19 protein-coding genes are annotated in these 16,789 nt (G+C 56.9%); 12 read left to right on the forward strand and 7 right to left on the reverse strand.

All coding sequences use genetic code 11. The features are described from left to right. Positions 1–148 precede the first annotated feature (148 nt). The 6 genes from PAT9B_RS21870 to PAT9B_RS21895 are packed head-to-tail and all read left to right on the forward strand — an operon-like array spanning position 149 to position 6,473. A complete protein-coding gene (locus PAT9B_RS21870) occupies positions 149–1,357 on the forward strand; it encodes an SfnB family sulfur acquisition oxidoreductase (RefSeq protein ID WP_013511458.1) in 1,209 nt (402 codons plus the stop codon). 9 nt (positions 1,358–1,366) lie between these two features. Next, positions 1,367–2,557 carry an SfnB family sulfur acquisition oxidoreductase gene (locus PAT9B_RS21875; RefSeq protein ID WP_013511459.1) on the forward strand — a complete coding sequence of 397 codons (1,191 nt, stop codon included), beginning with the start codon at positions 1,367–1,369 and terminating at the stop codon, positions 2,555–2,557. After that, positions 2,554–3,915, forward strand: a complete 1,362-nt coding sequence (locus PAT9B_RS21880; protein WP_013511460.1) for an LLM class flavin-dependent oxidoreductase — start codon at positions 2,554–2,556, stop codon at positions 3,913–3,915. The genes PAT9B_RS21875 and PAT9B_RS21880 overlap by 4 nt, the downstream gene beginning before the upstream one ends. 23 nt (positions 3,916–3,938) lie before the next feature. Continuing rightward, on the forward strand, positions 3,939–4,736 hold the full coding sequence (locus tag PAT9B_RS21885; protein WP_013511461.1) for a MetQ/NlpA family ABC transporter substrate-binding protein: 798 nt from the start codon (positions 3,939–3,941) through the stop codon (positions 4,734–4,736). A gap of 2 nt (positions 4,737–4,738) precedes the next feature. Beyond that, on the forward strand, positions 4,739–5,839 hold the full coding sequence (locus PAT9B_RS21890; RefSeq protein WP_013511462.1) for a methionine ABC transporter ATP-binding protein: 1,101 nt from the start codon (positions 4,739–4,741) through the stop codon (positions 5,837–5,839). Continuing rightward, entirely contained in the window at positions 5,823–6,473 is a 651-nt protein-coding gene (locus PAT9B_RS21895) for a methionine ABC transporter permease (RefSeq protein ID WP_013511463.1), read from the forward strand. Before PAT9B_RS21890 ends, PAT9B_RS21895 begins: the two co-directional genes overlap by 17 nt. Here the strand turns inward: PAT9B_RS21895 and PAT9B_RS21900 are convergent. Next, on the reverse strand, positions 6,470–7,372 hold the full coding sequence (locus PAT9B_RS21900; RefSeq protein ID WP_013511464.1) for a LysR family transcriptional regulator: 903 nt from the start codon (positions 7,370–7,372) through the stop codon (positions 6,470–6,472). The two genes, PAT9B_RS21895 and PAT9B_RS21900, sit on opposite strands and share 4 nt — an antisense overlap. A 100-nt stretch (positions 7,373–7,472) precedes the next feature. Here PAT9B_RS21900 and PAT9B_RS21905 point away from each other — a divergent pair, with 100 nt between their 5' ends. Both PAT9B_RS21905 and PAT9B_RS21910 read left to right on the forward strand, forming a co-directional pair. Continuing rightward, the gene (locus PAT9B_RS21905) at positions 7,473–8,537 is read left to right on the forward strand and encodes an SDR family oxidoreductase (protein WP_013511465.1); all 1,065 of its coding nucleotides are present in this window, start codon (positions 7,473–7,475) and stop codon (positions 8,535–8,537) included. 281 nt (positions 8,538–8,818) lie between these two features. After that, positions 8,819–8,974 carry a Hok/Gef family protein gene (locus PAT9B_RS21910; protein WP_013511466.1) on the forward strand — a complete coding sequence of 52 codons (156 nt, stop codon included), beginning with the start codon at positions 8,819–8,821 and terminating at the stop codon, positions 8,972–8,974. Between the two features lie 76 nt (positions 8,975–9,050). On the opposite strand, the gene PAT9B_RS21915 is transcribed toward PAT9B_RS21910, so the two are convergent. The 4 genes from PAT9B_RS21915 to PAT9B_RS21930 are packed head-to-tail and all read right to left on the reverse strand — an operon-like array spanning position 9,051 to position 12,058. Beyond that, a complete protein-coding gene (locus PAT9B_RS21915) occupies positions 9,051–9,680 on the reverse strand; it encodes an NrsF family protein (RefSeq protein WP_013511467.1) in 630 nt (209 codons plus the stop codon). Next, positions 9,673–10,224 (reverse strand): sigma-70 family RNA polymerase sigma factor, encoded by a 552-nt coding sequence (locus PAT9B_RS21920; protein WP_013511468.1) that lies wholly within the window; start codon positions 10,222–10,224, stop codon positions 9,673–9,675. The genes PAT9B_RS21915 and PAT9B_RS21920 overlap by 8 nt, the downstream gene beginning before the upstream one ends. 16 nt (positions 10,225–10,240) lie before the next feature. After that, entirely contained in the window at positions 10,241–11,473 is a 1,233-nt protein-coding gene (locus tag PAT9B_RS21925) for a protein-disulfide reductase DsbD (protein WP_013511469.1), read from the reverse strand. Positions 11,474–11,488: 15 nt separating this feature from the next. After that, on the reverse strand, positions 11,489–12,058 hold the full coding sequence (locus PAT9B_RS21930; protein ID WP_013511470.1) for a peroxiredoxin: 570 nt from the start codon (positions 12,056–12,058) through the stop codon (positions 11,489–11,491). Between the two features lie 179 nt (positions 12,059–12,237). Here PAT9B_RS21930 and PAT9B_RS21935 point away from each other — a divergent pair, with 179 nt between their 5' ends. After that, a complete protein-coding gene (locus PAT9B_RS21935) occupies positions 12,238–12,603 on the forward strand; it encodes a hypothetical protein (RefSeq protein ID WP_013511471.1) in 366 nt (121 codons plus the stop codon). A gap of 42 nt (positions 12,604–12,645) precedes the next feature. Here PAT9B_RS21935 and PAT9B_RS21940 read toward each other — a convergent pair whose 3' ends face one another. After that, the gene (locus tag PAT9B_RS21940; protein WP_013511472.1) at positions 12,646–13,068 is read right to left on the reverse strand and encodes a HipA domain-containing protein; all 423 of its coding nucleotides are present in this window, start codon (positions 13,066–13,068) and stop codon (positions 12,646–12,648) included. Continuing rightward, on the reverse strand, positions 13,065–13,319 hold the full coding sequence (gene hipB / locus PAT9B_RS21945) for a type II toxin-antitoxin system antitoxin HipB (protein ID WP_013511473.1): 255 nt from the start codon (positions 13,317–13,319) through the stop codon (positions 13,065–13,067). Before hipB ends, PAT9B_RS21940 begins: the two co-directional genes overlap by 4 nt. 260 nt (positions 13,320–13,579) lie before the next feature. Between hipB and accB the strand changes: the two genes are divergently transcribed. From accB to PAT9B_RS21960, 3 genes are read left to right on the forward strand one after another with little or no spacing between them, the layout of a single operon-like run. Beyond that, positions 13,580–14,035 (forward strand): acetyl-CoA carboxylase biotin carboxyl carrier protein, encoded by a 456-nt coding sequence (gene accB / locus PAT9B_RS21950; protein ID WP_013511474.1) that lies wholly within the window; start codon positions 13,580–13,582, stop codon positions 14,033–14,035. Positions 14,036–14,046: 11 nt separating this feature from the next. Beyond that, positions 14,047–15,396 carry an acetyl-CoA carboxylase biotin carboxylase subunit gene (gene accC, locus PAT9B_RS21955; RefSeq protein ID WP_013511475.1) on the forward strand — a complete coding sequence of 450 codons (1,350 nt, stop codon included), beginning with the start codon at positions 14,047–14,049 and terminating at the stop codon, positions 15,394–15,396. A gap of 15 nt (positions 15,397–15,411) precedes the next feature. Continuing rightward, positions 15,412–16,683: a Glu/Leu/Phe/Val dehydrogenase gene (locus PAT9B_RS21960; protein WP_013511476.1), complete on the forward strand. Its 1,272-nt coding sequence runs from the start codon at positions 15,412–15,414 to the stop codon at positions 16,681–16,683. The last annotated feature ends 106 nt before the right edge of the window (positions 16,684–16,789 follow it).

Consider the following 16,789-nt stretch of genomic DNA (forward strand, 5'->3'; position numbering starts at 1 on the left):
CTGTTTTCAGCGTGCTTCCATTGTTCGCATATATTTATCTGCATAATAAAAAACCTTGTGCAGATATAGCATAACCCCGCTATTTACTTGCCTCAGACCGTCTGATTATTATCCCTGCCAATCTGTTATTTCTATTGTGAAATAAACCATGACGCAAATCTCTGGCAAAAATAACCCCGCTGCGGCGGTGTTAACTTATGATGCTGACGCAATCGCCGCGGCACGCCATCTGGCGGAACAGGCAAAAGCCGGTGCGGTGGAGCGCGATCAGCAACGTATTTATCCGCGCGAGTTGCTTAATCAATTTACGCAACTGGGCTTGGGCAGTATTAGCGTGCCGCGCCAGTTCGGCGGTGGTGGATTGTCATTTCAGACAGTGGCGGAGGTATTTCGTGTTATTTCCGCCAGCGATCCGTCGCTGGGACAAATTCCGCAAAATCATTTTGGCCTGGTTCAGTTTATTCTCGGCGAGGGGACGGCGGACCAGCAGCAGCAATTATTCAGTGCCGTAGTGAGTGGGCAGCGTCTGGGCAACGGCGGGCCGGAGAAAAATACCCGCCATACCCGTGATGTACAGGCGCAATTAGTGACAACGTCACACGGGTTGCAACTCACTGGCGAAAAGTTCTACTCAACCGGGGCGCTGTTTGCCGACATCCTGGTGACCACCGCGATTCAGGATCAACAACAGCCAGTGATGGCTTTTATCCCGCTGCCTGCGGCCGGGGTGGAGATTGTTGATGACTGGTCCGGTATCGGCCAACGCACCACGGCCAGTGGTACGGTGCGGCTGCATCAGGTCGCGGTTGATGCGCAATGGATTATGCCGCTACCTGCGCCGGAAAAGCCGACGTTGCGTGGCGCGGTGTCACAGTTGATTCAGGCCGCGATTGACGCCGGTATCGCGCAGGGCGCACTGGATGATGCGCTGGAATTTGTGCGCAGTAGCTCGCGTGCGTGGGTCGATGCGGGTGTCAGCCGCAACGCGGATGATCCTTATATCCTGGCCGATGTTGGTCGTCTCAGCACCGAACTGACAGCGGCCAATGCGCTGCTGGTCCGCGCGGCGCAGGTACTGGACAGCATCGACCAACAGTCACTCAACGCGGAAAACTGCGCCCGGGCGTCGATTGCGGTAGCAGAGGCCAAAGTGCTCACCACGGAGGTGGCGCTGCGGGCCAGCGAGAAACTGCTCGAATGGGGCGGGAGTCGCGCCACTTTGCTGCGACACGGTCTCGATCGTCACTGGCGCAACGCGCGCACCCATACCTTGCACGATCCGGTGCGCTGGAAAACCCACGCTATCGGCAATTACTACCTCAATGATGCGCTGCCTGCGCGCCATGCCTGGATTTAAGGAGCAACCATGACGCAGGTTCAGCCCAAACAGACCGCCGCCCGCATCACCGACGCGCAGCAGGCGCTGGCGGTGACACAACAGCTGGCGGAACAATTCCGCCGTGACGCCGCGTTGCGTGACCGCGAACGCCAGTTGCCCCACGCGGAACTGGCACAGTTTTTCGCTGCGGGTCTTGGTGCGGTCACCGTGCCGCGTGCCTTCGGTGGTATTGAGATCCCCTCGGCACAACTGGCGGCAATGGTTGCCATCCTGAGTGAAGCCGACGCGGCTATTGGCCAGGTCCCGCAAAACCATTTCTATGCACTGGAAGTGCTACGCGTTAACGGCAGCCCGGCGCAGCAACAGCGGCTGTACGGCGAAGTCCTGGCCGGGGTACATCTGGGCAATGCACTGGCGGAGTTTAATTCGCCGACCGCGCACCAGCGCAGCACCCGTGTTGCAGCGGGGCGGCTTAACGGTTCGAAGTTTTATGCCACCGGCGCGCTGTTTGCCGACCGCATACCGACCGCGGCGCGCGGGGATGATGACAAAGAACAGTTGGTGTTTGTGCCGCGTCACCAGTCGGGGGTCAGTGTGATTGATGACTGGAGCGGTTTTGGTCAGCGCACCACTGGCAGCGGCAGCGTGCAGTTTGTTGATGTCGCCGTCAGTGACGACGATGTGGTGCCGTTTCAAACCGCGTTTGAGCGGCCCACTGCGGTTGGCCCTTTTGCCCAAATTCTGCATGCGGCGATCGATCAGGGTATCGCCCGTGCAGCCTTCAATGACATGCTCGATTTCCTGCGCCGTCGTGCGCGTCCGTGGCCGGACAGCGGGGTCGAACGCGCGAGCGACGATCCGCTGACGCTGGATCGTACCGGCCGCCTCGCTGCCCGCTTATCTGCGGGTGATGCCTTGCTGGCGTTGGCCGGTGATGCCGTGGATCGTGCCCAACAGCAGCCCAGCGCCGCCCAGGTGGCGCTGGCCTCGGTAGAAGTGGCGAAAGCGCGTGCCTGGACCACGGAAGTGTCGCTGGAAGCAGGCAACCTGCTATTTGAACTGGGCGGATCGCGTGCCAGCCTGCGCGAGCATAATCTCGACCGGCACTGGCGCAATGCACGCACCCATACCTTGCATGATCCGGTGCGCTGGAAATATCCGGCGATTGGTAACTATCTGCTGAACGGCGTGTTACCGCCGCGCCGGGGGACGATATGAGCCACAAGCAGATCCTGCTCAACGCCTTCAATATGAACTGCGTCGGCCATATCCATCATGGCATGTGGGCCCATCCGCAGGACAAATCGATTGATTTCAACTCGCTGGCGTACTGGACCGATTTGGCCCGGCTACTGGAGCGCGGCCTGTTCGATGGCATTTTTATCGCCGATATCCTCGGGGTGTATGACGTCTATCAGCAGGGCATCAACCTGACGGCCAGCGAGTCGATTCAGTTGCCGGTGAATGATCCGCTGATGTTGGTCTCGGCGATGGCGAGTGTCACCCAGCATCTGGGTTTTGGTGTCACCGCTAACCTGAGCTATGAAGCGCCGTACCCTTTTGCCCGCCGTCTCTCCACCCTCGATCATCTGACCGAAGGGCGTATCGGCTGGAATATCGTCACCGGTTATCTCGACAGCGCAGCCCGAGCGATGGGGCAACGCGAATTGCTGGCGCACGACCGTCGTTACGATCAAGCGGATGAGTTCCTTGATGTGACTTACCAATTGTGGGAAGGCAGTTGGCAGGATGATGCGCTGGTGGTGGATCGTCAGCGGCGGCGGTATGCCGATGCGCAGAAAATTCATCAGATCAATCATCTGGGCGAATTTTATCAGGTGCAGGGCTACCACCTCAGCAGCCCGTCACCACAACGCACGCCACTGCTATTCCAGGCGGGCAGCTCGGCGCGCGGGGTGCAGTTCGCGGCACGTCACGCCGAATGCAGCTTTGTTAACGCCAGCTCTCCGGCCTTGATGCGTCAGCAAAGCCAGCGTCTGCGTCAGGCCGCCGTGGATGCCGGGCGGCGCGCCGACGATCTGCGCATCTTTATGGGTGTCAGCGTGATTGTCGCCCCCAGCGAACGTGAGGCGCAGGAGAAGCATCGTAGCTACCTCGAATATGCCAGCCCGGAGGCGGGTATCGCCCATTTCTCCAGCTCGATTGGCCTGGATTTGGCGGCTTTTGGTCTGGATGAACCGATCACCAGCGGCGACACGCGGGCGATTGAATCCGTCAGTAAAGCCTACAGTGGCTGGACGCGTCGCCGTTTGCTGGAACAGCACGCGATGGGCAGTCGCTACCCCTTGATTGTCGGCAATCCGTCGCAGGTGGCGGATCAGCTAATCAACTGGATCGACGAGGGGGATATTGATGGTTTTAACCTGACGCGCATCCTCAACCCGCAAAGCTACCGTGACTTTATTGATCTGGTGGTGCCGGAATTGCAACAACGTGGGCGATTCAAGACCGCTTACCAACCTGGCTCACTGCGTAAAAAGATTTTTCAGCAACAGGACCGTCTGCCTGATCGCCATCCGGCGGCCCGCTGGCGGCCTGCGGCCAATCGGCATTAATCCATTTACCTCAGGGAATTATCATGAAAATTTCATTAAAACTGGCGGCAGCGTTGCTGGCCGTAAGCTCGCTGGCGAGTGCCGCCAACTACAGCGGGCCACTGAAAGTCGGTACTACCGCGGCCTTTGCGCCACCGCTGGAAACCGCCGTGGCAGAAGCGAAAAAACAGGGGCTGGAGGTGCAACTGGTGGAATTCACCGACTGGACCGCGCCGAATGTCAGCGTAGAAAACGGTGACATTGACGTCAACCTGTTCCAGCACAAGCCGTTCCTGGAGAACGCGAACAAAGAGGGTGGTTTCCATCTGGTGCCTTATGCGCCAGCCATCATCAATAACATCGGCCTGTACTCGAAAAAACACACTTCGATCGATCAGATCCCGCAGGGCGGCACGGTGGCGATTGCCAACGACCCGATTAACGGCGCGCGTGGTTTGCTGCTGTTGCAAAAGGCGGGTTTGATTACCCTGAAACCCGGCGTCGGGCTGAAGGCCACTGTCGATGATATCGCCAGCAACCCAAAAGATTTGAAGATTATCGAAGTGGAAGCGGTGCAGTTATCACGCTCACTGGACGAAGTGGATCTGGCACAAGGCTATCCACACTATCTGCGTCTGGCGAAAACCATCGATCCGGAAAAAGCACTGCTGTTTGATGGGCTGGAACACCCGGAATATGTCATCCAGTTTGTCATCCGCGACGGTCATCAGGACGATCCGCGTCTGGCGAAGTTTGTCGATATTTACCAGCATTCGCCGGTGGTACGCGCCAAACTGGATAGCTTCTACGGCAAGCTGTATCAGCCGGGCTGGAGCCAGTAATCATGGTGAGCCTGACGTTGCCCGGTGAACAGGATGCCTTGCTGGAGCCTGCGCATGAAGGATCGGGTAAGGCGCATGTACAGATCGTCGGCCTGACTAAACGCTATGCCGGACAGACCCAGGACGCGCTGAAAAACATCAATTTGCAGGTCAAGCGTGGCGAGATCTTCGGCATCATTGGCCGCAGCGGAGCCGGTAAATCGACCCTGATCCGCTGCCTGAACCGGCTGGAGGCACCGAGTGCCGGTCAGGTGGTGATTGACGGCATGGATATTGGCACGCTTAGCGACCGGGAGCTGGTGCAGTGGCGACGCCGTACCGGGATGATTTTCCAGCACTTTAATTTGCTGTCGGCGAAAACGCTGCGAGAAAATATTGAACTGCCGATGAAAGTCGCCGGGGTGCCTGCTGCACAACGCCAACGCAAAGTGGACGAGTTGTTGGCACTGGTGGGACTGGAGCAGCGTCAGCACGCCTGGCCCGCCCAGTTGTCCGGGGGGCAAAAACAGCGCGTCGGTATTGCGCGCGCGCTGGTACATGACCCGGAATTGTTGCTGTGTGATGAGGCGACGTCAGCGCTCGATCCGGAAACCACGCGCGCCATTCTGGCATTGCTGAAGAAAATCAATCAGCAGCGTCATATCACCATCGTGCTGATCACCCATGAGATGGATGTGGTACACGATCTTTGTCATCAGGTGGCGGTGATTGATCAGGGCGAAATCATCGAACGCGGTCCGGTATGGCAGGTGTACAGCGATCCACAGCAGGAAACCACCCGGCAGCTGCTTAATCCACAACATCAGACGTTGCCGGAAAATCTTGTACCGCTGCTGACGCCGCAACGGCAGAACGCCGCATCCCGTCTGCTGGTGCGACTGCGCTATACCGGTCAGGGGGCTTCCCCCGATCTGGGTGCTCTGAGTCGCCAGGCCAGCGGTGAGGTGACGCTGCTGTTCAGCGCCATTGAATGGGTGGACAACAAAGCCACCGGACAATTGTTGCTGCTGCTGGACGCGCGCCATGACCGCACGGCGGCACAGCAGGCATTACAGGGTATTGCCGACCAACTGGAGATTGCAGGTTATGTCACTGGGCTTTGATCGGTTATGGACCGGACTGCTGGACACCTTGTTGATGGTGGGGGTGTCGTCGCTGTTTGCGCTGGCGCTGGGATTACCGATGGCGGTGATTCTGGTGGTCACCGGACGCGGCGATCTGTTCCCTAATCCGCTACTGAACCGGCTGCTGGGCTGGGTGGTGAACCTGTTTCGCTCTATTCCGTTTCTGATTCTGATGGTCGCACTGATCCCCTTTACCCGCTGGGTCGTGGGCACCACCTATGGCGTGTGGGCGGCAACAGTACCGCTTACGCTGGCGGCTACCCCATTTTTTGCGCGTATTGCCGAGGTGAGTTTACGCGAGGTGGACAAAGGGTTGACCGAAGCGGCGCAGGCGATGGGGTTTCATCGCTGGCATATTGTCTGGCATGTATTACTGCCAGAAGCGCGGCCCGGCATCGTCAGTGGTTTCACCATTACCTTAGTGACGATGATTAACGCCTCAGCGATGGCCGGAGCGATTGGCGCAGGGGGCTTGGGGGATCTGGCGTACCGCTACGGTTATCAACGCTTTGATATGCAGGTGATGCTCACGGTGATTGTGGTGTTGGTGGCGCTGGTCACGCTGTTGCAGTTCTTCGGCGATCGTCTATCGCGCCGCCTTAATCATCGTTAACGAATGGGTAACTGGCTGAGCGCGTCGAGCAGCGCATCGACTTTTGGCAGCAACTGCTTGCGGCGCGGCCACACCAGCGTCAGCATCAGGCCATCCGGTTGGTGGCTGGGCAAGAGAATTTCCAGTTCACCGCGCGCCAGTGGTTCGCGTATCAGCCAGGAGGGCATTTGCGCGATGCCAAGCCCGGCGCACACCGCCTGTACCTGTGCGTCGACATCCCCCAGTGCCATCCGGTGCGGCACGCTGCGCCATTGCAGATGACCATCCTCAGTTTGCAGCAGCCACGGCTTGGTGCTGCCATCCACGCGCTCGTACAAAATTGCCGGATGTTGTAGCAGGTCGCTGATATGGTGCGGGCGACCGGCGCGCGCCAGATAATCCGGGGCCGCGCAAAACACCATGCATTCTCGCCCCATCTGGCGGCAGCCAAGCGAGGCGGAAATATTCGGCGTGTCACCAATCCGTACCGCCACATCAATCCCTTCATCGAACAGGTCGACCATCCGGTCAGAAAAACGCAGGCTTAATTCCAGCTCGGGATGCTGCTGGCAAAATGGCATCAGCAGTGGCATCACCGCCAGACGACCATAGGTGTTGGGCACCGCCAGGCGTAACTTGCCGGACGGAATACTGCGCTGTGCCGCCAGTACCGCTTCGGCCTCTGCCAGTTCTTCCAGAATACGAATACAGGTCTGGTAGTAAGCGTTGCCAGCATCGGTCAGCTTCAGGCTGCGCGTGGTGCGTTCCAGCAAACGGGAGCCAAGGCGTGTTTCCAGCCGGGTGACGCTTTTGCTCACCGCCGAGCCGGTAATATGCAGGCGTTCGGCCGCCGCAGCAAAACTGCCGCACTCGATACTGGCGACAAAGGGGGCGATATCTTTCAGACGTTGATCGTGCATCGATTCATGAACTCAGGTTAGGAATGATGTGAATTAATGCCAGAGATGCGAATTTAATTCTCTATTAGGCTAATGATTACGCAAACTGAGGAGAATTGAAATGCAAAAGCAGGCGCTAATTGTCGGCATCAGCGGCGTGATTGGCCGTGCACTGGCAGAAAAGTTGTTAAGCGAAGGCTGGGAAGTGACCGGTCTGTCACGCGGGCGAGGTGCGGTACCCCCCGGCTGTCGTAGCCTGACCGCCGATCTCACCGATGCGGCAGCGGTACGTCAGGTATTGACCGGGGTGAAGCCGGATGCGTTGTTTTTCAGCGTTTGGGCACGGCAGGCCAATGAGAAAGAGAACATTCGCGTTAACGGTGGCATGGTGCGTAACGTGATTGAGGCGTTGGGCGAGCGGTTGCAGGGCGCGCATGTGGCACTGGTCACCGGGCTGAAACATTATCTCGGGCCATTCGAAGCTTATGGCAAAGGCGCGGTGCCGGTGACGCCGTTCCGTGAGGAGCAGGGACGTCAGCCAGTCGATAATTTCTATTACGCTCAGGAAGATGAGATCTTTGCTGGTGCAGAACAATATGGTTATCGCTGGAGTGTGCATCGTCCGCATACCATCATTGGTTATGCCCTCGGCAACGCGATGAATATGGGCCAGACGCTGGCGGTGTACGCCACGTTATGCCGGGAACAGGGCTGGCCGTTTATTTTCCCCGGCTCGCCGGAACAGTGGAACGGACTGGCTGATGTCACCGATGCCGGATTGCTGGCCGAGCAGCTGCTGTGGGCGACGACAGCACCGGCGGCAGCCAATCAGGACTTCAATGCCGTGAATGGCGATGTGTTTCGCTGGAACTGGCTGTGGCCGCGCCTGGCAGCGTATTTTGGCATTGAAGCCGCTGATTATCCGGCACAGATGATGCCGTTGGAAGGACGCATGCAGGCAGCAGCTGACGCATGGCGCGAGCTGGCGCAACGTAACGGATTACGCGAGGCGGATATTACTAAGCTGGCCTCCTGGTGGCATACCGATGCCGATTTAGGCCGTCCGATGGAAGCCTTTACCGATATGAGCAAGAGCCGTAAAGCCGGATTCACTGGCTATCGCAGTACGCTGGATGCGTTTGTCCAGTTGTTCGAAAAGCTCAAAGCGGAGCGGGTGATTCCATAACGTTACATAAGAACTTGTCACGGATAGCATAATGGAGAAAAAAGAGTGAGTCAGCGCAACGGAATGGCTAAAAATTTAGGATAAGTCAGGCGGTTGGAATAGAATCGCAGCGGGTGCTTGAGGCTTTCTGCCTTAAGCATTTGCCAACGGCAGAAAGAGAAAAGCCCCAGTTAACATAGAACGTCTAGCAGGACGTTTTACATTAAACTGAGGCCACTTCCAAATGCCAGACGCATTTAGAGTAGCCTCTTACGGACCTTCGGGTCAAGGAGAAGTAGGCTATGAAGCAGCATATGGCGCGAATTGTCGCCCTGATCGTTATCTGTACCGCCGTTGTAATGGCGGTGCTGGTTTTGAGGAAAGACCTTTGTGAGGTCCGCATCCGAACTGGCGATACAGAGGTTGCTGTTTTCACAGCTTGTGAATCTGTCAAGTAAGAGAGCAGGCGGGGAGTGATCCCCGCCAACTCTTTAGGTTGTTACGGCTGGCCTCAATGCACCCGCTCCTCAACATTTACCTGATCGCCACCCAGCGTTTCCCCACCAGTACCGTCAGGGCCACAATGCTGACAATCGCTGCCAGATGCATAAAAAAATCCGCCTGATGCAGATGCACCGGGTGACAAAACGCCAGCAGCGTCACCGCCATGCAGGCAACACCGAAGCCGGCCATGGCCAGGCTGCGCACCGGGTGCAGCGTGCGGGTACGGCGCAGGCTGGCAATCATCATCACCATCATCGGCGTGCTGACCACCAGCAAAAAGGTGTAGCAGTTGGTGCCATCACCCACATGCAGTGGCGCTTCGACGCGCGGAATACTAAGGATGCTGAGTGCCAGCCACAGCAAACCCAGCGGCAGCAATGCCTTCCAGCTGAGGCTGCGACGTCCGGCAATGCTCATGGTAAAGGCGTTACGAATCGCCAGGGTACCCAGCACAAACGCCAGCGCCAGTTGTACCATCGCCCAGTGTGCACCCGGTTGTGACCAATCCGTCAGGCTACGTTGTACCAGCAGGCTGGCAAGTACACCACAGGGCAAAGCGGCTGCCAGCCATGCCGCCACTCGCCATCCGGTCGGCAGCGGACGTTTCACCGGCTGCGCAGCCTGGCTGAGTTTTTCAATCAACACGTTGTGATCAGTCATGATGTGCTCCAAAGCGGCGTAAATTGGTCAGCGCACGATGCAGCAGCGATTTCACCGCAGCGACGCTCAGGTTGTTATGGGCAGCCGCTTCCGTCAGGCTCATTTCACGTAAATGGACGTGTTCGACAATTTCCCGTTGGCGTGAAGGCAGCTGGCGCAAATAGCCTGCCAGCTCCTCCTGCGAATCCTGACGCGCTGGAACCAAAGGGGCAGGGGCTTCAGCCAACTGATCCTCGGCCACTTCCCAGCGCTGATGGCGTCCACGACGGCGCAAGGCATCCACGGCGCGTGCCGAAATGATCGCCATCAACCAAGGTAAGAACGGATAAGCAGGATCGTAGGTATGACGTACCCGATGCACTGTCAGCAGTACATCCTGAATCACGTCTTCGATCAGCGCGTCGTCAGCGAGCTGTTTTCGTACCTGCGAACGAATCACCGGCACCAGCGCTTTCAGCAGTCGCGTATATGCCGACTGGTCGCCCGCCTGCGCCCGTTCCATCAGTGCAGGCCAGCTATCGCGCCCGGTATCGCTTGTATCCATATTCCGCCTTGTTGGGTCAGGCTTTTTTGTTCGCCGCCTGAGTTAGCGCATCAACCACAATGCCGGGGGTAAGTACCTGCGGCAGCACTTTTGGCGGTCCGCCATCGGCCGGATACACCAGATACATTGGCAGACCGCCCTGACCAAATTGACCGAGTGCGTCATCGACATCGGGGTTAAATTTGGTGGAATCAGCCACCATGTACACGGTGCCGGTTTTTGCCAGCGCCTCTTTCACCGCCTCGGTTGAAAGCGAGGTTTTCTCGTTAACCTGACAGGTTATACACCAGGAAGCGGTGAAATCGACAAAAATAGCTTTGCCGTGCCCGCGCTGTTCGGCGAGGGTTTGCGGTGTCCATTTTTCTTTGGTGAGGGTGCTGGCAACCTGATCACCGGGCAATCCAGCCCCTGGCTTGATCATCCCCGGTAGCGGGGCCAACACCGCAATCACCAGTACGGCGGTGACGGCAAACAGAACCTTGTGGCCTTTACCGGCAAAACGGCGTTTCTGCGCCATGCCGTATAACCATCCGGCGAAGCTTAACACCACCGAACCGGCGAGTAGGGTTGCCAGCGCGCCGCTGCCTGCCTGCTGCGCCAGAATCCACACCAGCCAGGCGTAAGCGCCAAACATCGGGAAGGCGAGGCCACGTTTCAGAATATCCATCCAGGCACCAGGACGCGGCAGGAATTTTGCCAGTGCCGGAAACAGCGATATCAGGGTAAAGGGCGCGGCAAAACCGAGCGCCAGCGCAAAGAAAATCACCAGCGCTACGGCCGGGGGTTGCACCAACGCATAGCCGATGGCACTCGCCATAAACGGCGCGGCACAAGGGGTGGCAACGATAATCGCCAGTGCGCCAGTCAGGGCGGAGCGCACAAAAGCCCCGCGTCCGATATCGATCGCACCGACCTGCTGCACCGACAGGCCCACTTCAAACACGCCCAACAGATTAAGCGCTGCCGCGAGGATCACCAATGCCAGCAAGGCGATCACCAACGGTGATTGCAGCTGGAATCCCCAACCGACCGCAGCCCCTCCGGCGCGCGCCGCCAGCAGGATACCGGCCAACGCCATCATGGTTACAACCACACCGAGCAAAAACGCCAACCCTTCACGGCGTGCGCTGGCGCTGTTATCAGCGTGGCGTAACAGACCCAGCGCCTTCAGTGAAACCACCGGAAAAACGCAGGGCATAAAGTTAAGAATGATGCCGCCAATAAAGGCGGCCAGCATCGCGGTTAACATCGCTGGCCTCGTCGGTTAGTTGGTCGCGGTTTGCGGATGGGCGTCGCTGTACTGCTTCACGGCTGCAAGGGCTTTTTCGATATGGGTATCGGGGTTTCTGTCAGTATAACTCAGTAAAATGTCGCCATTTGGCGCGATCACGTAGGAAGTACGATCGGACAGGGTTTTGCCTTTCATCTGCATGGTGGTCTGATACTCCGCCGCGACTTTGGCACCCGGGTCGGCCGCGACCGTGAATTTATCGCGACATTCCAGTTTGGAAAAGTCACTTACCTGATCGGTGTTACCGGCGGTGACACCAATCACCGTTGCGCCCATTTTTTTGAAGTTATCGGTTGCTTCAGCAAAATCATGCGCTTCAAGGGTACAACCCTTGCTGAATGCCGCCGGGAAGAAGTAGAGCACGACCGGGCCTTTCTGTAATGCCTGTTGCAGCGAGAAGGTCAGCGGTTTACCCGCCAGCGCACCTTGCAGTTCAAAGTTGGGGGCTTTGGCACCGACCGGCAGCGCGGCGAACGCCGTGGTGGAGAGGCCCAACGCGGCAGCCATAGTCAGGGTACAAACGAGGTTTTTCATGCGTTTCATTATCTGCTCCTGCGGAGTTGAGGGTGTTCCGGTTGTGTGACGCTACTGATCAGTTCGCTGGTATTGACGGGAAAGTTTCGGTCTGGGGAAAAATTTTTTCCAGGGCGTCAATTTGTTGAAAAAATTGCCGATAACAGGGCTGTGACGTTTTATGCAGACGGAAAAAAGGAGGAAGTTTAATGCGTGCTACTAACAAAATAACCTTGGCAGCGTTGGCGTTGTTGTCTTCATCAGCCTTTGCTGCCCCGATCGCGGGAGTGCCGGGGGAGCCATTTAAGGTCGGTAATGAGGTGATCTGTCTGAAGGAAATACAGCAACAGATGACGCCGTATCTTAAATCCTTTGAGGAAGAGAAAGGGGTTAAATATAAATTTATCGTCAAGTCTGGATTGAGCGCTAACGACATGGCGGGTTTGCGTCTGGAAGTTAAACGCGTTGATGGCGGCTTGAACGATCATATCGCGGATATGGATTATTACTGGATTCAGGAACGTGGCAGCATGTGCCAGCCTGCTTACATTATTCTCGACAGAATTGCGCAATAAACCCCTCACGGTTATCACTGGCGCGAGGTCACGGGCATATATCTATTGCTGTAAACGCGCCAGCATTCGCAGGCTTTGGGAAAACAGTACATCGGCGATACGGGGCGGGAAATCAGCGGGTAACATACGTTCTACTTGGCGGATGGCGTCTGGGAATTGCGTAATAAAGAAATCCATAATTTCCACCATGCGGTTCTGGTCAAAATTTACTGCCTTAGCCGTTGCCATAAAATGCCGTGGGAATATTTTCTCAATCTCCATCTTTTTACCTTTCGTGGCTTTTAACCCCATCGCCAGTTTCAGATCACGGATGTTCAATCCGGTTCCACCCAACACGGGGTAAGCCGAAATGACATCATAGAAAGGTGTCAGGCGATAGCTGCCCCCTCGCTCAATAAATACCGAGAAGTTTTTCGCATGTCCGTCGGTGGCACCATTCATCCACGCCACCAACTCCTGCTTCACCAGTCATTCTCCTGATCGTAACTCGCCGGAGTCTCGTTTGCGTCCAGCTTCTCGTGAATATCCAGCTTTAGTTCAAGGGACTGCAGGATCTTAAACAGCGTCGCCAGGGTGGTCAGGTCGGGATTGTTTTCGAAATGTGAGATCGTGGCCTGTTTCAGCCCCACTTTTTTGGCGAGTTGCGTCTGGGTCCACTGATTTTTCTGTCGAATTAACCGGATGTGATGAGCAAGCTGTCTTGGGCTATAAATCATCGCAAATCCTCACGGGATGTAGGGCAAGATAGCGCAAATGACGAATTATCCCTTAATCGGGATAATGATTAATTTATCCCTTATAGAGGGTAAAGTCAAAATTATCCTCGATAAAGGATAACCACGCAATTATCCCCAGTGAGGGATAATTGCAACTGGCACTTTTTGCTTATAACCCCAACTAAACTCCCTATGTCCTGTGCGGCGGGCCGCTCTGCTATAACAACTCCCGTTATGTTAATGAGCACGGAACCCCGTCTATGGATATTCGTAAAATCAAAAAACTGATCGAGCTGGTGGAAGAGTCCGGCATCGCTGAGCTGGAAATCTCTGAGGGCGAAGAGTCGGTTCGTATCAGCCGTTCTCCGGCCAATATTGGTTATCCGGTTATGCCGCAGGTGTATGCGGCTCCCGCAGCGCAACCCGCAATCGCCCCCTCCGTGGCAACCCCGGTAGCCGAGCCTGCTAAGCCGGAAATCAGTGGCCACATCGTGCGTTCACCGATGGTCGGCACTTTCTACCGCACCCCAAGCCCGGACGCGAAAGCCTTTATCGAAGTCGGCCAGAAAGTTAACGTTGGCGACACCCTGTGCATCGTTGAAGCGATGAAAATGATGAACCAGATCGAAGCCGATAAATCCGGCGTGGTGAAAGCGATTCTGGTGGAAAGTGGCCAGCCGGTTGAATTTGACGAGCCGCTGGTTGTCATCGAATAACGAGGCGAACCATGCTGGATAAAATTGTCATTGCTAACCGCGGTGAGATCGCGCTGCGCATTCTGCGTGCCTGTAAAGAGCTGGGCATCAAGACTGTGGCGGTGCACTCCACGGCGGACCGTGACCTGAAGCACGTGCTGCTGGCAGATGAAACTGTCTGCATCGGCCCGGCGCAGTCGGTCAAAAGTTACCTCAATATTCCGGCCCTGATCTCCGCCGCCGAAATCACCGGCGCGGTAGCGATCCATCCGGGATATGGCTTCCTGTCTGAGAACGCCGATTTTGCCGAGCAGGTTGAGCGCTCCGGCTTTATCTTTATCGGCCCGAAAGCGGACACCATCCGCCTGATGGGTGACAAAGTGTCGGCGATCACCGCGATGAAAAAAGCGGGTGTCCCGACCGTACCCGGTTCTGACGGCCCGCTGACGGAAGACATGGATAAAAACCGTGCCTTCGCCAAACGCATCGGTTACCCGGTGATCATCAAAGCCTCCGGCGGCGGTGGTGGTCGTGGTATGCGCGTGGTGCGCAGCGACAAGGATCTTGAGCAATCCATCAACATGACGAAAGCGGAAGCCAAAGCGGCTTTCAACAACGACATGGTCTACATGGAAAAATACCTTGAGAATCCGCGCCACATCGAGATTCAGGTCATGGCTGACGGCCAGGGCAACGCCATCTATCTGGCGGAGCGCGACTGCTCAATGCAGCGCCGTCACCAGAAAGTGGTGGAAGAAGCGCCGGCACCGGGCATTACCCCGGAACTGCGTAGCTTTATCGGCGACCGCTGTGCCAAAGCCTGTGTGGATATCGGCTACCGCGGTGCGGGGACTTTCGAGTTCCTGTTCGAAAACGGCGAGTTCTACTTCATTGAGATGAACACCCGTATTCAGGTAGAACACCCGGTCACTGAGATGATCACCGGTGTTGACCTGATCAAGGAACAGCTGCGTATTGCTGCCGGTCAGCCGCTGTCGATCCGTCAGGAAGACGTGGTGATCCGTGGTCATGCGGTGGAATGCCGTATCAACGCCGAAGATCCGAACACCTTCCTGCCGAGTCCGGGCAAGATCACGCGCTTTCACGCACCGGGTGGTTTCGGTGTGCGCTGGGAATCGCATATCTATGCCGGTTACAGCGTGCCGCCGTACTACGACTCCATGATCGGCAAGCTGATCACCTACGGTGAAAACCGTGACGTGGCAATTGCACGCATGAAGAATGCGCTGGCGGAACTGATCATTGACGGCATCAAGACCAACGTCGAGCTGCAGATGAAAATCATGTCCGACGAAAACTTCCAGCAGGGTGGCACCAATATCCACTACCTGGAGAAAAAACTCGGGCTTAGCAACCTGTAAAACCGGAGGTCAGTTTTGTCAGCACTTTCCTATGTGACGGGTGACCGTCACTCTGCCTGGTCAACCTATCTGACCCAGGTCGAACGCGTATTGCCGTTATTAGGTGATCTCAGCCGCTGGGCCGATACCCTGACACACCCTAAACGCGCACTGATTGTTGATATCCCGCTGGAAATGGATGACGGCACGGTACGCCATTTTGAAGGCTATCGCGTGCAGCATAACCTGTCACGGGGGCCGGGCAAGGGGGGCGTGCGTTTCCATCCGGACGTGACCCTTGAAGAAGTGATGGCGTTGTCGGCCTGGATGACCATCAAATGTGCCGCACTTAACCTGCCGTTTGGTGGTGCGAAAGGGGGAATTCGCGTCGATCCGTCGCAGCTTTCCCGTAAAGAGCTGGAACGCCTGACACGGCGCTACACCAGCGAGATTGGCAACATGATCGGCCCGCAGCAGGATATCCCGGCACCGGACGTTGGCACCAACGCGCAGGTGATGGCATGGATGATGGATACCTGGTCGATGAATGTCGGCGCGACCACGACCGGTGTGGTCACTGGCAAACCGGTACATCTGGGCGGCTCACTCGGACGTGTTAAAGCGACCGGTCGCGGTGTATTTGTTACCGGTTGCCGTGCGGCGGCGATGCTGGGTCTGGAGGTGGCGCACAGTCGCGTGGCGGTGCAGGGCTTTGGCAATGTGGGTAGCGTCAGTGCCGAGCTGTTTCATGCGGCAGGGGCGAAAGTGGTCGCGGTTCAGGATCACAGTGCCACGCTGTATCTGGCCAGCGGGCTGGACATCCCGGCATTACAGGCATGGCAGCAGGCACACGGCAGCATTAAAGGCTTCCCGCAGGCGGATCATCTTGCTGACGACCGCTTTTGGACGCTGAATTACGACATCCTGGTACCTGCCGCTTTGGAAGGGCAAATCACCGCCGAACGTGCGCGTGATCTGGCTTGTCGCCTGGTGATTGAGGGGGCGAATGGTCCGACGTTACCCGAAGCGGATGATGTCTTGCAGCAACGCGGTATCGCTGTCGTACCCGACGTAATTGCCAATGCCGGTGGTGTCACGGTGAGCTACTTCGAATGGGTACAGGACTTCTCCAGCTTCTTCTGGAGCGAAGAGGAGATCAATCAGCGGCTCGACGGCATTATGCAAGGGGCGATTGATACCGTCTGGCAAAAAGCCGAGGCGTTGCAGGTCACGCTGCGCACGGCTGCGTATGCGCTGGCGTGTGAACGCATTTTGCTGGCGAGGAAAGATCGCGGGTTATATCCGTAAAATACCGGGTTCGTATTACGCGATAAATCGCGCCGCTACAACTCTCCTCATGGGTAGCGGTGCGATTTTTAAGCAGAGTGCAGGACATCTCCTGCACTCTCTCTTT

Source organism: Pantoea sp. At-9b, from assembly GCF_000175935.2.
Taxonomy (GTDB): domain Bacteria; phylum Pseudomonadota; class Gammaproteobacteria; order Enterobacterales; family Enterobacteriaceae; genus Pantoea.

Bases quoted from the DNA above. Each gene is read 5' to 3' on its own strand.
- PAT9B_RS21925 (WP_013511469.1), bottom strand. From the start codon at position 11,473: ATGTTAACCGCGATGCTGGCCGCCTTTATTGGCGGCATCATTCTTAAC.
- PAT9B_RS21895 (WP_013511463.1), top strand. From the start codon at position 5,823: ATGTCACTGGGCTTTGATCGGTTATGGACCGGACTGCTGGACACCTTG.
- PAT9B_RS21905 (WP_013511465.1), top strand. From the start codon at position 7,473: ATGCAAAAGCAGGCGCTAATTGTCGGCATCAGCGGCGTGATTGGCCGT.
- PAT9B_RS21910 (WP_013511466.1), top strand. From the start codon at position 8,819: ATGAAGCAGCATATGGCGCGAATTGTCGCCCTGATCGTTATCTGTACC.
- PAT9B_RS21920 (WP_013511468.1), bottom strand. From the start codon at position 10,224: ATGGATACAAGCGATACCGGGCGCGATAGCTGGCCTGCACTGATGGAA.
- PAT9B_RS21935 (WP_013511471.1), top strand. From the start codon at position 12,238: ATGCGTGCTACTAACAAAATAACCTTGGCAGCGTTGGCGTTGTTGTCT.
- PAT9B_RS21870 (WP_013511458.1), top strand. From the start codon at position 149: ATGACGCAAATCTCTGGCAAAAATAACCCCGCTGCGGCGGTGTTAACT.
- PAT9B_RS21900 (WP_013511464.1), bottom strand. From the start codon at position 7,372: ATGCACGATCAACGTCTGAAAGATATCGCCCCCTTTGTCGCCAGTATC.
- PAT9B_RS21890 (WP_013511462.1), top strand. From the start codon at position 4,739: ATGGTGAGCCTGACGTTGCCCGGTGAACAGGATGCCTTGCTGGAGCCT.
- hipB (WP_013511473.1), bottom strand. From the start codon at position 13,319: ATGATTTATAGCCCAAGACAGCTTGCTCATCACATCCGGTTAATTCGA.
- PAT9B_RS21885 (WP_013511461.1), top strand. From the start codon at position 3,939: ATGAAAATTTCATTAAAACTGGCGGCAGCGTTGCTGGCCGTAAGCTCG.
- PAT9B_RS21880 (WP_013511460.1), top strand. From the start codon at position 2,554: ATGAGCCACAAGCAGATCCTGCTCAACGCCTTCAATATGAACTGCGTC.
- accB (WP_013511474.1), top strand. From the start codon at position 13,580: ATGGATATTCGTAAAATCAAAAAACTGATCGAGCTGGTGGAAGAGTCC.
- PAT9B_RS21930 (WP_013511470.1), bottom strand. From the start codon at position 12,058: ATGAAACGCATGAAAAACCTCGTTTGTACCCTGACTATGGCTGCCGCG.
- PAT9B_RS21915 (WP_013511467.1), bottom strand. From the start codon at position 9,680: ATGACTGATCACAACGTGTTGATTGAAAAACTCAGCCAGGCTGCGCAG.
- accC (WP_013511475.1), top strand. From the start codon at position 14,047: ATGCTGGATAAAATTGTCATTGCTAACCGCGGTGAGATCGCGCTGCGC.
- PAT9B_RS21875 (WP_013511459.1), top strand. From the start codon at position 1,367: ATGACGCAGGTTCAGCCCAAACAGACCGCCGCCCGCATCACCGACGCG.